This window comes from Burkholderia sp. (assembly GCF_018375725.1).
Lineage (GTDB): Bacteria > Pseudomonadota > Gammaproteobacteria > Burkholderiales > Burkholderiaceae > Burkholderia.
In genome coordinates, this window is the sequence record NZ_JAHACR010000097.1 from 1 (window position 1) to 13,080 (window position 13,080).

At 68.1% G+C, this 13,080-nt stretch carries 11 protein-coding genes; 3 read left to right on the forward strand and 8 right to left on the reverse strand.

Annotated elements, in window-relative coordinates; translation table 11 throughout:
- Positions 1–186 precede the first annotated feature (186 nt).
- Together mnmA and KH616_RS12805 are read right to left on the reverse strand one after the other, a co-directional pair.
- Entirely contained in the window at positions 187–1,332 is a 1,146-nt protein-coding gene (mnmA, locus tag KH616_RS12800) for a tRNA 2-thiouridine(34) synthase MnmA (protein WP_292244970.1), read from the reverse strand.
- On the reverse strand, positions 1,329–1,838 hold the full coding sequence (locus KH616_RS12805; protein WP_292244971.1) for an NUDIX hydrolase: 510 nt from the start codon (positions 1,836–1,838) through the stop codon (positions 1,329–1,331). Before KH616_RS12805 ends, mnmA begins: the two co-directional genes overlap by 4 nt.
- Positions 1,839–2,112: 274 nt before the next feature.
- Between KH616_RS12805 and KH616_RS12810 the strand changes: the two genes are divergently transcribed.
- The 3 genes from KH616_RS12810 to KH616_RS12820 are packed head-to-tail and all read left to right on the forward strand — an operon-like array spanning position 2,113 to position 5,042.
- A complete protein-coding gene (locus KH616_RS12810) occupies positions 2,113–3,252 on the forward strand; it encodes a Re/Si-specific NAD(P)(+) transhydrogenase subunit alpha (protein WP_292244973.1) in 1,140 nt (379 codons plus the stop codon).
- Between the two features lie 12 nt (positions 3,253–3,264).
- The gene (locus KH616_RS12815) at positions 3,265–3,591 is read left to right on the forward strand and encodes an NAD(P) transhydrogenase subunit alpha (RefSeq protein WP_292244975.1); all 327 of its coding nucleotides are present in this window, start codon (positions 3,265–3,267) and stop codon (positions 3,589–3,591) included.
- Entirely contained in the window at positions 3,588–5,042 is a 1,455-nt protein-coding gene (locus tag KH616_RS12820) for an NAD(P)(+) transhydrogenase (Re/Si-specific) subunit beta (protein ID WP_292244977.1), read from the forward strand. The genes KH616_RS12815 and KH616_RS12820 overlap by 4 nt, the downstream gene beginning before the upstream one ends.
- A gap of 79 nt (positions 5,043–5,121) precedes the next feature.
- On the opposite strand, the gene KH616_RS12825 is transcribed toward KH616_RS12820, so the two are convergent.
- The 6 genes from KH616_RS12825 to KH616_RS12850 all read right to left on the reverse strand — a co-directional run bounded on the left by KH616_RS12825 (position 5,122) and on the right by KH616_RS12850 (position 12,822).
- Positions 5,122–6,423 (reverse strand): class I SAM-dependent RNA methyltransferase, encoded by a 1,302-nt coding sequence (locus KH616_RS12825; RefSeq protein WP_292244979.1) that lies wholly within the window; start codon positions 6,421–6,423, stop codon positions 5,122–5,124.
- 185 nt (positions 6,424–6,608) lie between these two features.
- On the reverse strand, positions 6,609–8,726 hold the full coding sequence (locus tag KH616_RS12830; protein ID WP_292244981.1) for a site-specific recombinase: 2,118 nt from the start codon (positions 8,724–8,726) through the stop codon (positions 6,609–6,611).
- A gap of 488 nt (positions 8,727–9,214) precedes the next feature.
- Positions 9,215–9,925 carry a membrane integrity-associated transporter subunit PqiC gene (locus KH616_RS12835; RefSeq protein ID WP_292244982.1) on the reverse strand — a complete coding sequence of 237 codons (711 nt, stop codon included), beginning with the start codon at positions 9,923–9,925 and terminating at the stop codon, positions 9,215–9,217.
- Positions 9,922–11,538: an MlaD family protein gene (locus tag KH616_RS12840; protein ID WP_292244984.1), complete on the reverse strand. Its 1,617-nt coding sequence runs from the start codon at positions 11,536–11,538 to the stop codon at positions 9,922–9,924. Before KH616_RS12840 ends, KH616_RS12835 begins: the two co-directional genes overlap by 4 nt.
- A complete protein-coding gene (locus KH616_RS12845; RefSeq protein WP_292244986.1) occupies positions 11,531–12,160 on the reverse strand; it encodes a paraquat-inducible protein A in 630 nt (209 codons plus the stop codon). The genes KH616_RS12840 and KH616_RS12845 overlap by 8 nt, the downstream gene beginning before the upstream one ends.
- Positions 12,157–12,822: a paraquat-inducible protein A gene (locus KH616_RS12850; protein WP_292244988.1), complete on the reverse strand. Its 666-nt coding sequence runs from the start codon at positions 12,820–12,822 to the stop codon at positions 12,157–12,159. Before KH616_RS12850 ends, KH616_RS12845 begins: the two co-directional genes overlap by 4 nt.
- Positions 12,823–13,080 lie beyond the last annotated feature (258 nt).

The following is a 13,080-nucleotide window of genomic DNA, read 5'->3' on the forward strand; positions in this document are numbered from 1 at the left end:
ATGATTTCATCGGAACCAACAACGCGCCCCGCGGGGCGCGTTTTCTTGCCAGTCGCACGGCCGCCGACGCGGCTGGTGCGGTTATTTCTTCGCGTCCGGCAGCACGCCGCCGTGACCGGGCTTCGCGCCCTGCGGCAGCCGTGTGCTGACCGGGGCGGCGTGCCGCGAGTCCGGATCAGACATGTGTCAGCGTGCTTCGGCGAGCGCGGCGGCGCCGGGCAACCCCGCGTCATCGCCCGGCCGGCCGGTCGCCGCGGATTCGATGATGCCGCCGCCGAGGCAGATCTCACCGTCGTAGAGCACCGCCGACTGGCCGGGCGTGACCGCCCATTGCGCGGCGTCGAAGTTCAGCGAGAAACGCTCGCCGTCCGCGCGGCCGAATACGCACGCTGCATCGGCCTGCCGGTAACGGGTCTTCGCGCCGCACGCGAAGCCGTCGGCGGGCGGCTCGCCCGCGACCCAGCTGACGTTGCCGGCCGCGAGGCGATGCGACAGCAGCCACGGATGATCGTGGCCCTGCACGACATACAGCGTGTTCGACGGAATGTCCTTCGCGGCGACGAACCACGGTTCGCCGCTGCCGCTCTTGCTGCCGCCGAGGCCGATGCCCTTGCGCTGGCCGAACGTGTAGAACGCGAGGCCGATATGCTCGCCGACCGTCTTGCCGTCAGGCGTTTTCATCGGGCCGGGCCTGGTCGGCAAATAGCGGTTCAGGAAGTCGCGGAACGGCCGCTCGCCGATGAAGCAGATGCCGGTCGAATCCTTTTTCTTCGCGTTCGGCAAGCCGATTTGCGCCGCGATCTCGCGCACTTGAGTCTTCGGAATCTCGCCGAGCGGGAACATCGTCTTCGACAGCTGTGCCTGGTTCAGCCGGTGCAGGAAGTACGACTGGTCCTTCGTGTGGTCGAGCGCCTTGAGGAGTTCGAAGCGGCCGTTGCGCTCGCGCACGCGCGCATAGTGGCCGGTCGCGATCGTTTCCGCGCCGAGCGACATCGCGTGATCGAGGAACGCCTTGAACTTGATCTCGGCGTTGCACAGCACGTCCGGGTTCGGCGTGCGGCCCGCCGAGTATTCGCGCAGGAATTCGGCGAACACGCGGTCCTTGTACTCGGCGGCGAAATTCACCGCCTCGACGTCGATGCCGATCAGGTCGGCGACCGACACGACATCGATCCAGTCCTGACGGGTCGAGCAGTACTCGCCGTCGTCGTCGTCTTCCCAGTTCTTCATGAACAGGCCGACGACGTCGTAACCCTGTTCCTTCAGCAGCCACGCGGTCACCGACGAATCGACGCCGCCCGACATGCCAACCACTACACGGCGCTTGCTCATTTGTTCACTGCCTGCGAATCGAATGCGTCCGGCCGCGGCGCGACCGAATGCGTATGCACGAAATCGAGCGGGATACGCCGCCCGGCGAGATAGTCGTCGACGCCGCGCATCACGGCGGGGGAGCGGTGACGGCTGCTGCATGCGAGCAACTCGTCGGGCGTCATCCACAGCGTGCGGACGATGCCGTCGTCGAGCCGGTGCCCGGCGACCGGCTCGCGCACCGTTCCGCAGAACGTGAAGCGCAGGTAGGTCGCACCGGCGCTGTCGGCGCGCTCGTAGTGCGCGAGATACACGCCGACGAGCGCTTCCGGTGCGAACGGATGCGCGGTTTCCTCGAGCGTTTCGCGGATCACGGCGTCGGCGAGTGTTTCGCCCGCTTCGAGATGACCGGCGGGCTGGTTGATGCGCAGGCCCGCCGAGGTTTCTTCCTCGATGAGGAGGAAGCGGCCATCGTGTTCGACGATCGCCGCGACGGTCACATGCGGAGTCCAGATTTCGGGTTTCATGGGACGGCATTTTACCGGTTGCGACGGGGGGCTGCCGGATGCATTGCAATGGCGTTCCCGACCCCGGCGAGTCGTTTCGGGGAACACGGCGCACGGGGTTGCCGGCGCAAGGCATGCGACGGTTCCGCACGATCGAACGCCAAATTCCGGCGCAGACCCCGCTTTCGGTTAAAGTGGCGCGTGAAAGTCGTTGCCCCCTGAGCCGGTATCGATCTGCCGGCTCGCAGTCGCATTCAATCAATCGAAAGAAAAATCGTCATTGGAGGAACCCAAGATGCACATCGGAGTGCCCGCCGAAACACGGGCGAACGAGGCGCGCGTTGCCGCGACGCCCGAGACCGTCAAGAAATACGCGGCCGCCGGCCATCGCGTGAGCGTTGCACGCGGCGCCGGCGTGGCCGCCAGCTATCCCGACGAAGCCTACGCCGCAGCCGGCGCGGAATTGACCGACCAGTCGGCCGCTTTCGCCGCCGACATCGTGCTCAAGGTGCAGGCGCCGACCGAAGCCGAGATGCCGTCGCTCAAGCGCGGTTCCGTGCTGATCGGCATGCTCGATCCGTTCAACGGCGAACAGGCCGCGCAGCTCGCCGCCGCGGGCGTGACCGGCTTCGCGCTCGAGGCCGCGCCGCGCACGACGCGCGCGCAAAGCCTCGACGTGCTGTCGTCGCAGGCGAACATCGCCGGCTACAAGGCGGTGCTCGTCGCGGCGTCGCTGTATCCGCGCTTCCTGCCGATGCTGATGACGGCGGCCGGCACCGTGAAGGCCGCGCGCGTGCTGATCCTCGGTGCGGGCGTCGCGGGCCTGCAGGCGATCGCGACCGCGAAGCGCCTGGGTGCCGTGATCGAAGCGTCCGACGTGCGTCCGGCCGTGAAGGAGCAGATCGAGTCGCTCGGTGCGAAGTTCCTCGACGTGCCTTACGAGACCGACGAGGAGCGCGAGGCGGCCCAGGGCGTCGGCGGCTACGCGCGGCCGATGCCGGCGTCGTGGCTCGGCCGGCAGGCGGCGCTCGTGCACGAGCGCGCCAAGCAGGCCGACATCGTCATCACCACCGCGCTGATCCCGGGGCGTCCTGCGCCGACGCTGATCTCCGTCGAGACCGTGCAGTCGATGAAGCCCGGCTCGGTGCTCGTCGATCTCGCGGCGGGCCGCGGCCCGGAATTCGACGGCCGCAAGAGCGGCAACTGCCCGCTGACGGTGGCCGATCAGGTGATCGTCCATCACGGCGTCACGATCGCCGGCTATACGAATCTGGCATCGATGGTCGCATCCGACGCGTCGGCGCTCTATGCGCGCAACCTGCTCGACTTCATGAAGCTGATCGTCACGAAGGAAGGCGCGCTCAATATCGATCTCACCGACGACATCGTCGCCGCGACGCTGCTGTGCCGCGACGGCGAAGTGACGCGGAAATAACGGGAGGAGACCTTGGAGATCATCAATCACACGGTCATCAACGTGATCATCTTCGTGCTGGCGGTGTACGTCGGCTACCACGTCGTCTGGAACGTGACGCCCGCGCTGCACACGCCGCTGATGGCGGTCACGAACGCGATCTCAGCGATCGTGATCGTCGGCGCGATGCTCGCCGCCGCGCTGACGGTCGGCACGACGGGCAAGTTCTTCGGCACGCTCGCGGTCGCGCTTGCGGCGGTCAACGTGTTCGGCGGCTTCCTCGTGACGAGACGCATGCTCGAGATGTTCCGCAAGAAGGAACCGAAGCGCGTCGCGGGTGCGAAGGAGGGCGCGCGATGAGCATGAATGTCGTCACGCTGCTGTATCTCGTCGCGTCGGTGTGTTTCATCCAGGCGCTGAAGGGCCTGTCGAATCCGAAGAGCGCCCGGCAAGGCAATCTGTTCGGCATGGTCGGGATGGGGATCGCGGTCCTCACGACGATCGCGCTGATCGTCAAGCAGGCGGCCTGGCTCGGCGCGAACCTGCCGCTCGGCATCGCGCTGGTGCTGGGTGCGCTGGTGGTCGGCGGCACGGTCGGCGCGGTCGTCGCCGCGCGCGTCGAGATGACGAAGATGCCCGAGCTGGTCGCCGCGATGCACTCGCTGATCGGTCTTGCCGCGGTGAGCATTGCGATCGCGGTCGTCGCCGAGCCGGGCGCGTTCGGGCTCGTGCCGCAGGATGCGACCTCGGCGAACTTCATCCCGTACGGCAACCGGATCGAGCTGTTCATCGGCACGTTCGTCGGCGCGATCACGTTCTCCGGTTCGGTGATCGCGTTCGGCAAGCTGTCGGGCAAGTACAAGTTCCGCCTGTTCCAGGGCGCGCCGGTCGTCTATCCGGGCCAGCACCTGATCAACCTGCTGCTCGCGATCGCGATGCTCGGCTTCGGCGTGCTGTTCTTCCTGACGCAGTCGTGGCTGCCGTTCGGGATCATGACGGCCATCGCGTTCGTGCTCGGCGTGCTGATCATCATCCCGATCGGCGGGGCGGACATGCCGGTCGTCGTGTCGATGCTGAACTCGTATTCGGGCTGGGCGGCGGCCGGTATCGGCTTCTCGCTGAACAACGCGATGCTGATCATCGCCGGTTCGCTGGTCGGCTCGTCGGGTGCGATCCTGTCGTACATCATGTGCCACGCGATGAACCGTTCGTTCTTCAACGTGATCCTCGGCGGCTTCGGCTCGGAAGCGGGCGCGGCGGCGGCGGGCGGCGCGCAGGAGCAGCGTCCGGTGAAGTCGGGCTCGGCCGAGGATGCCTCGTTCATGCTCGGCAATGCGGAATCGGTCGTGATCGTGCCGGGCTACGGCCTCGCGGTCGCGCGTGCGCAGCATGCGCTGAAGGAACTGACCGACAAGCTGATCGAGAAGGGCGTGGATGTGCGCTACGCGATCCACCCGGTGGCGGGGCGCATGCCGGGCCACATGAACGTGCTGCTCGCGGAAGCGGAAGTGCCGTACGACATCGTGTACGAGATGGAGGACATCAACGGCGAGATGGGGCAGGCGGACGTGGTGCTGGTGCTTGGCGCGAACGACGTGGTGAACCCGGCCGCGAAGAACGATCCGAAGTCGCCGATCGCGGGGATGCCGATCATCGAGGCGTACAAGGCGCGCACGGTGATCGTCAACAAGCGGTCGATGGCGGCGGGTTACGCGGGCCTCGACAACGACCTGTTCTACATGGACAAGACGATGATGGTCTTCGGCGATGCGAAGAAGGTCATCGAGGACATGGTGAAGTCGGTCGAGTGATGGAACGGGTGGCGTGCAGCCTTTGTCTGGCTGCACGCGCCCGCGCATGTCCGCGCCGGGCGCGGCGCGAAGCCGGCGCTTACGCGCCGTCGCCTTCCGGCGCGGCAGGACGCGGACGCACGCTGCCCGCGATCAGGTCGAAGCGGAACAGCCGGCATTCGAGCGCACCGTTGAAGAGCGGGGTCTTCGCCGACTCGCGCAGGCGCAACTGGCCCGGCAGCGAGCGGTCGGACGTCAGCAGGAAGGCCTGCCAGCCGGTGAAGCGCTGCTTGAGCGCATCGCCGAGCGCATTGAAGAACTCGCTGTCCGGCGCATCGGTGTGCGTGCGGCGGAACGCTTCGTCGTTGCCGCGGTTGCGCCCGGTCTCACGGACGTCGCCGCGCGGGCCGCGGCCCCGCACCTCGATCCGCTCGCCATACGGCGGATTCGCGACGATGATCCCCGGTGCGTCGCACGGCGGCGTCATCGCGCGCGCGTCGAGCTGCTTCAGCCACAGCGACGGCACGCCTGCGCGTTCGAGGTTCGTGCGCGCCTTCTCGAGCATGTCCCCCGAAATATCGCTGCCGAAGATCGCGAGATCGTCGCGTCGTGCGCGTGCTGCGCGCTTCGCATCCATAGCCGCGACCTTCATCGCCTGCCACGCGGTGATGTCGTACTGCTTGAGCTTTTCGAAACCGAAGCGGCGGTCGACGCCCGGCGCGATGCCGAGTGCGATCTGCGCGGCTTCCGCGAGGAACGTGCCGCTGCCGCACATCGGGTCGTACAGCGGCGTGCCGGCCGTCCAGCCGGTCAGGCGCAGGATGCCGGCCGCGAGGTTCTCGCGCAGCGGCGCGGCGCCCTTGTCGAGACGCCAGCCGCGCTTGAAGAGCGGCTCGCCCGACGTGTCGAGATACAGCGTGCAGTCGGACGCCGTCAGGAACGCGAACACGCGCACGTCAGGCTGCGCGGTGTCGATGCTCGGGCGTGCGCCGGTCTTCTCGCGCATCCGGTCGCAGATCGCGTCCTTCACGCGCAGCGTCGCGAATTCCAGGCTCTTCAACGGCGACTTGATCGCGGTGATGTCGACGCGCAGCGTCTGCGTCGCGGCGAACCAGCGTTCCCACGGCTGCTCGAGCGTGAGCGCGTAGACGTCCTGCTCGTTGCGGTATGGGCGATGCGCAATCTTCAGCAGGATGCGGCTCGCGATCCGCGAGTACAGGTTCGCCGCGATGCCGGCAGCCCAGCAGCCCCGGAAATGGACGCCGCCCGGCACCTGCGCGCCCGCGGCGAACGGCGCGCCGTTCAGATGGCGGCCGGCAATCTCGGCCAGCTCGGCGGCGAGCGCCGCTTCGAGGCCGCGCGGGCAGGGAGCAAAGAAATCGAACAGGGTGGGCGAGGACATAAGGCGGGTGGAGACGGACAAAAGTCCAGTATTGTACGCGGGGCGGGCGCTGTCACCGGCGTGCCGCGCCACGAAGGCGTTTGCGGGCGGCTCGGCCGGTCGGCGAGGCGGCCCGAAGCGGCCGCCCGGTGCGGGTCATCCCGCGGACACGCGATGTCGAGCGCCCCGCCTGGCGCGGGGCATGCTCAGTGCGAGCCTGACTGGTTTGCGCGGGCAGCCGTGGCGCCGGACGGCCAGACGAGGCTGAGCGGATTCGCGAAGACCGCACGGCCGATCGCGGCGACGAGCGCACGCACCCTGGTCGGCCGCAGGCTGCGTGAGCGCACCGCCATCGTGAACGCGAGCGCGAAGCTGACCGCGACGTTGAGGATCGCCATGCTGAGCACGCCGGCCGCGGCCCACCACAGTTCGGGCGAATGCAGCGTTTCCCGGCCGAGCACGCCGAGCGCGATGCCGATCGAGCCGGCGGACAGCGTCACGTGGCGGACCTCGAACGAGAACGCGACGGCCGAGACGATCGCCGGCAGGAGGCCGAGCATCAGGCCGAGCCCGACGTTGCCGACGACGCCGGCGACGTTGGCGCGGCAAAAATGCGCGAGTCTCGCCGCGCCCGCCACGCCGAGCGTCAGGCGCAGCCGGCGGTTGTACGCGAGCGCGTCGCCGACCCGATGCAGCACGAACCAGTTGTCCGCCCAGCCGGCGAGCAGGCTCGACGACCACAGCAATATGCCGGTGAGCGCCGCATAAAGCGGCGTCGGGCCGAGCAGCGAGAACGACTGGAGCGTCGCGTGCGCCTTTTGCGGGGAGATCAGGTTCGTATGCAGGACGCCGCTTGCGAACATCTGCACGAGGAAACACACCGGCAGCACGACCAGGACGTTGCCGCAGATCGCCGCCGCCTGCGTGCGGATCAGCGCGATCACCGACGATACGAAATGCTTCACGCCCGCCTCGTGCGTCGTGCCGTCGAGTTCGCGTGCGAGCGTCGGCGCGGTCATCGCGGGCTGCTTGGTCGCGAGCGTGAAATGCAGGAAGTGCATCAGCATGAAGCTCGCCGCGTAGTTGACCCCGGCGAGGAGCCCTTCGAGCATCGATTGCAGGTGCGCGCCGGTGATCCCGAACTTCACGCACACCGTCACGACGGTCACGAGTCCGCCGCCCGCGGCCATGCGGAGCATCTTCAGGTATTCGGTGCGCCCGCGAGTGATGTAGTGCTCACCGGTGTCGGCGCTGGTTTCGACGAGCTTGCGTGCGAACAGCGAGAAATTGCTGCGCACGAGGTGCGCCACGCTCTGGCTGTTCTGGTTCGCGTCGACGAGCTCGGCCGTCAGGCGTGCGAGCCCGTGCAGGTCGTCGCGCGCCATCCAGGCGTTGAGGAGCATTTCCGCGCGATGGATACGCATCCGCATCCGTTCGACCTGGAACACGATGTCGACGGACACGCCGTTGCGATACAGATGCGAGAACACGTCGTCGACCGCGATCCGGCATTCGTCGAGCAGCACGCGCAGGTAGTTGACCTCGTGCAGCAGCTTGCTCGGATCGCCGTCCGCCTCGGCGGCGGCGTTCGCGCTTTCGACCGCGAGCATCGCGCGCGTGAGCCGGTAGAACGGCTGCGTTTCGAGCGGCTTGCGCGCGTCGTCGGCCGACAGACGGCTGCGCACCGTCTGCGACAGGCCGGTCGAGCCGATCTGGCAAGTCAGGTTATGCAACGCCGCGAGCAGGTCGCGCGAGAACGAGCCGGGCTCGTGGCGCTCGTCATCGATCACGTCGAACGAGAACAGCGCGGCGAGGCGGTCGAGCAGGTCGCCGGGCAATGCGTCGATCCACGCGGCGTCGTCCTGCGACGGGAACATCAGCGTGAACAGCGCCGAAAGTTCGACGCTGTTCGGCGCGGGCGGGATCAGCGACGAGTCGATGCGCTCGAACAGCGCGCCGAAGAAGCCCGAATGCACCGGCATGCCGGCGTCGCACAGGAGCGAGATGCCGTCGCACTCGCGCAGCACGCTGCGCAGGATGCGCGCGACGTGGCTTTTCCAGGCCGGATTGCGGTCGAGCACGTGCAGCAGATAACGCAGCCGCGCGTGCGCAGGGTGGGCGCGGGCGTCGTCGCGCTCGGCAGGATCCTGTGCGGCCTGCATGCCGTCGCTGCGGCGCAGCCAGTGCGCGAGCTCGATCAGCCATTCGGTGCGTTCGGCATACGGCGCGTCGGCATCCGCATGCGCGAGCAGCGCGTCGAGCTGATGGCTTGCACTGCGCGATGCGCGCCACTTCTTGATCAGGGTCGGGAGGGAACGAAACATGATTGTTGGAATAGTGAGCGCCCGGGCGGGGCGGGTGTCGGGGCGGCGGCCGCGCATGTTGCAGCGGCGGCACGGCTGTCCGGCGAAGGTCGCCGCGGGCCAGGCCGGATCGGCGAGGCGCGACGGATAAGGTGCGGCCGGCGCGTCGCAGCCGGCTGCGCGCCGGGTGTGGTCTGTCGAACACCGGGCGGGCCGCCGCCGGCTCGTTGCTGCTCTCATACAGCGCGCATGCGAGCGGGCGGCCGGTCGGCATGCGGGCGGCGCCGCGCGGCCGGCACGGCGCGCGCCTGAAAGTGCGTAGGATCGTCAATCGGACGCAAAAACACAAGGCGACCGTCGTACGTGATGTGGGTTCCGGCCGATTTTGACAAACAATGCAAAGTCGGCCGGGTCGCGCGATGCCGGATCGGCAGGCGGGTGCGGTTGACGGGCGCCGCGGCCCGTCCGGGCGATGTGTTCGGCCGGCCGGCAATGCCGGCCGCGGGGCGTCAGCTGGCCGGCTGGCCCGTCGCGCCGGCGGTGTTGCCGGCTGCGCCGGCCGGACACGGAACGGCTTGCGCCGCGTTTTTCCCACCGACGCCGGCGGATGTCCCGGTGCGCCGGGCCGCCATCGCGCGCACACCGGCGGCGGCCTGCGTCGCAATCACGTCGAGCGCGCGGCGGTGGCCGGCGACGAGCGCGTCGTAGCCGCCGCCGACCGGTTCGGCGACGCTCGTGCGGCACGTCATCACCTGCTGCGTGCCGACTGCGCGCACGCTCCATACCGCGTCGATCGCCGCGCGCTTGCCGAGCCACGACTCGAAGCGCTGCACGTTGACGCTCACGCGGTACACCGGCACGCCGGCGGGATAGGCGGAGTTCGCGACGTCGATCGTGCCGAGCTGCGCGGCGAGATCGTCCGACAGGGCGCAGCGGATCTCGTCGGCGGGCGGCGCCGACCAGCGCTCCTGCTCGAGGATATCCACCTGCTCCGCGCTTTTCTGCACGACGAACTGGTTCTTCGCGACCTGCTCGGGTACGCCGACCGACGGCACTTCGATCAGGAATGCGGGGTTGGCGGGCGTGGCACGCACCGTGGCCGCCGGGTCGGCCGGGCTGAGCGTGTAGAACCGCGAGGGCGGCGAGCTGCACGCGGCGAGCGCCAGCGCGACGCCGCCAAGCGCCGCGCGGCGCGCGAGACCGTTTGCGCGATGCGTCATGGGTTATCTCCTGGCTTGCCTTTCAGCAGCGATTCGGGGTGGCGCTCCAGATAATCGGAGAGCGCGTTCAGCGATTGCAGCGTGCGGGTCAGCTCCTTCAATGCGCCGCGGACGTCCGACTGCAGCGGGGAATCCTGCTGCAGCGTCGCCTCGGCGGTCGAGAAGGTCTGCTTCGCGGCCGACAGCGTGTCGCGCGCTTGCGGCGCCACTTCGGTGTCGAGCTGCCTGAACAGCTTGTCGGCGTTCGCGAGCGCGTGGTTCAGGTTCGCGCCGATCTGGTCGAACGGCACCTTGTCGAGCTTCTTCGCGATGTCCGCGACCTGCAACTGCAACTCGTCGAGCGTATTCGGCACGGTCGGCAGCTCGGCCGGCACGCGGGACGGATCGATCTTCACGGCAGGCGCCTTCGGGAAGAAGTCGAGCGAGACATACAGCTGGCTCGTCAGCAGGTTGCCCGTGCGCAGCTGGCCGCGCAGCCCGTGCTGGACGAGCCGCTCGAGGATCTCGCGGCGTGCCGGTTCGCCCTTGCTTTCGATCGTCTCGCGGAAACGGCGGCCGAGGCGCTCCGGATAGATGTTTGCCGTCACCGGCATCCGGAAGTTCTTCGTCTTCGGATCGAAATCGATGCCGATGTGCGTGACTTCGCCGAGCACGATGCCGCGGAAGTCGACCGGTGCGCCGACTGCGAGCCCGCGCAGAGACTGGTTGAAGTTCATCACGACCTGCAGCGGCTCGCCGTCCGGTTCGCGCATCGCGTCGGCCTGATCGGAGCCGAGGCGGAAGACCGTGTTGTTCGGCGCGGTGTCGCCGTTGCCCTGGCCCGGTGGCGACTGGAACGCGATGCCGCCGAGGATCACCGTCGCGAGCGACTGCGTGTTCAGCTTGAAGCCGCTCGAGTCGAGCCGCAGATCGACGCCGCTCGCCTGCCACCAGCGCGAGTTCGTGCCGACGTACTGATCGTAGGGCGCGTTGACGAACACATTGAAGGTCACGCCGGTGCCGTCCTTGTCGAGCGAGAAGCCGACCACCTGGCCGACCAGCACGCGCCGGTAGTAGACCGGCGAGCCGATGTCGATCGAGCCGAGCGAATCGCCGCGCAGCACGTACTGCGCGCCTTTCTGGTCGGCGGTGACGGCGGGCGGCGTCTCGAGCCCGGTGAAGTCGGTCTCGGTGTCCTGCGAGCGGCCGGCGTCGGCGCCGATGTACGCGCCGGACAGCAGCGTACCGAGCCCGGACACGCCGGACGCGCCGACCCGCGGGCGCACGACCCAGAACCGCGAGCTCTTGACCGCGAAGTCCTCGGCCTCCTTCTTGAGCTGCACGTTGACGAGCACGCGCGACAGGTCCTTCGACAGCTTGATCGTCTTGACCATGCCGATCTCGACGTCCTTGTACTTGACCTGGGTCTTGCCGGGCTCGAGCCCTTCGGCATTGCGGAAGCTGATCGTGATTTCCGGGCCGCGTTCGCGAACCGACTTGATCACGAGACCGATGCCGATCAGCGCGGCGATCAGCGGAACGAGCCAGACGAGCGACGGCAGCCAGCTGCTTTTCGTCGAGATGACCGGCTCCTCCGCATTCGGGTCGTGCTGCGGGCCTTGCGGACTATTCATGGTGTTTCCCTGAGGTTTCGACGGGATCCCAGATCAGGCGGGGATCGAACTGCATCGACGCCAGCAACGTCAGGATCACGACCGAGCCGAACTCGAGCGCGCCCGGGCCGGCCGTGATGACGGCGAGCGAACGGAAGTGGACGAGCGCGACAGTGAGCGTCACGACGAAAATATCGAGCATCGACCAGCGGCCGATGCGTTCGACGATCCGGAACAGGCGCGTGCGCTGCATCGGGCGCCACGCGGAGCGGCGCTGCGCGCAGACCACGAGGATCACCAGCACGCAGAGCTTGAGCATCGGCACGAGGATGCTCGCGACGAACACGACCACCGCGAGCGGCCATTCGCCCGACTGCCAGAAGTAGACGACGCCGCTCATGATCGTGTCTTCCTGCGATCCGACGATCGACGAGGTGCGCATGATCGGCAGCAGGTTCGCGGGGATATAGAGGATCGCGGCGGCGAGCAGCAGCGCCCAGGTGCGCATGATGCTGTGCGGCGTGCGCAGATGGAGCGGGGTGTGGCAACGCGTGCAGCGCGGATGCGCGCCTTGGGGGGGCTGGACGAGCCCGCACGCGTGGCAGCTCGCGAGGCCCGCGCGGGCAGCGGTCGGCGTCGTCATCGGCGGGGCGTCTCCGGCTGCGGCGAAGGTGCGCGGCCGCCCGACGGCGAGCGGCCGGCGCGCAGGTCGTCCGCGAGATCCCACAGCGCGCGCGGATCGAACATCAGGACGACCGCGATCATCAGCGTGAGCGCGGCGAACGCGAACAGCGACGTTTCCGGCACGACACGCGCGAGGCTGACCATTTTCACGATGGTGACGACGATGCCGAGCATCAGCACCTCGATCATGCTCCACGGGCGCGCCAGCTGGATCGCGCGCAGTACGGCATTCAGCGCGGGCGGCACGCGTCCGTGGCGCATCGGGAGCAGCACGTAGAGCAGCGCGGCCAGCTCGACGAGCGGGAACAGCACGGTCGCGCAGAACACCATGACGGCGACGGGCGCCATGCCCTGGCGCCACATCGATTCGATCGCGCCGATCAGCGTCGTGCGGACATGATTGCCGTTCACATCCATTTCGATGATCGGGAATGCCTGCGCGATGACGTACGTGATCAGCGCGGCAAGCGTGAGTGCGCAGATCCGTTCGAGCTGGGTCGAGCTGTTGCTGTACAGGAGCGCGTCGCAGCGCGGACAGCGCGCGACCTCGCGCCCGCTTAGGCGCGGTTTGTGCAACAGTGCGTCGCAATCGTGGCAGGCAATCAGATCGTTTCGTTGCATGGGGAAAGCGGTTTCGCCGCGTCGGGGCGACGCATCGGCGGGGCCGGAACCCGCGCCAATCTTACCAAAACCCCTTTTCGCCGGCGTCAATAGTCGCATTCTTTGTGACAGGGCAGTCACATCGGGAACGGGACGCCGCCGGCGGCGACGGCCATCCTGACAGTCCGCGCGCGTCGAAAGGTTGCGGTAGCATGGCGCCGTTGGCTTGCGTCATAGGAAACGGCGGCGCGGCCTTTCGCTCAACTGAGGAACCCATGA

Excerpts from the sequence above, each read along its gene's own strand:
- KH616_RS12840 (WP_292244984.1), bottom strand. The coding sequence starts at position 11,538 with ATGAATAGTCCGCAAGGCCCGCAGCACGACCCGAATGCGGAGGAGCCG.
- KH616_RS12830 (WP_292244981.1), bottom strand. The coding sequence starts at position 8,726 with ATGTTTCGTTCCCTCCCGACCCTGATCAAGAAGTGGCGCGCATCGCGC.
- KH616_RS12845 (WP_292244986.1), bottom strand. The coding sequence starts at position 12,160 with ATGACGACGCCGACCGCTGCCCGCGCGGGCCTCGCGAGCTGCCACGCG.
- KH616_RS12820 (WP_292244977.1), top strand. The coding sequence starts at position 3,588 with ATGAGCATGAATGTCGTCACGCTGCTGTATCTCGTCGCGTCGGTGTGT.
- mnmA (WP_292244970.1), bottom strand. The coding sequence starts at position 1,332 with ATGAGCAAGCGCCGTGTAGTGGTTGGCATGTCGGGCGGCGTCGATTCG.
- KH616_RS12825 (WP_292244979.1), bottom strand. The coding sequence starts at position 6,423 with ATGTCCTCGCCCACCCTGTTCGATTTCTTTGCTCCCTGCCCGCGCGGC.
- KH616_RS12850 (WP_292244988.1), bottom strand. The coding sequence starts at position 12,822 with ATGCAACGAAACGATCTGATTGCCTGCCACGATTGCGACGCACTGTTG.
- KH616_RS12810 (WP_292244973.1), top strand. The coding sequence starts at position 2,113 with ATGCACATCGGAGTGCCCGCCGAAACACGGGCGAACGAGGCGCGCGTT.
- KH616_RS12805 (WP_292244971.1), bottom strand. The coding sequence starts at position 1,838 with ATGAAACCCGAAATCTGGACTCCGCATGTGACCGTCGCGGCGATCGTC.
- KH616_RS12835 (WP_292244982.1), bottom strand. The coding sequence starts at position 9,925 with ATGACGCATCGCGCAAACGGTCTCGCGCGCCGCGCGGCGCTTGGCGGC.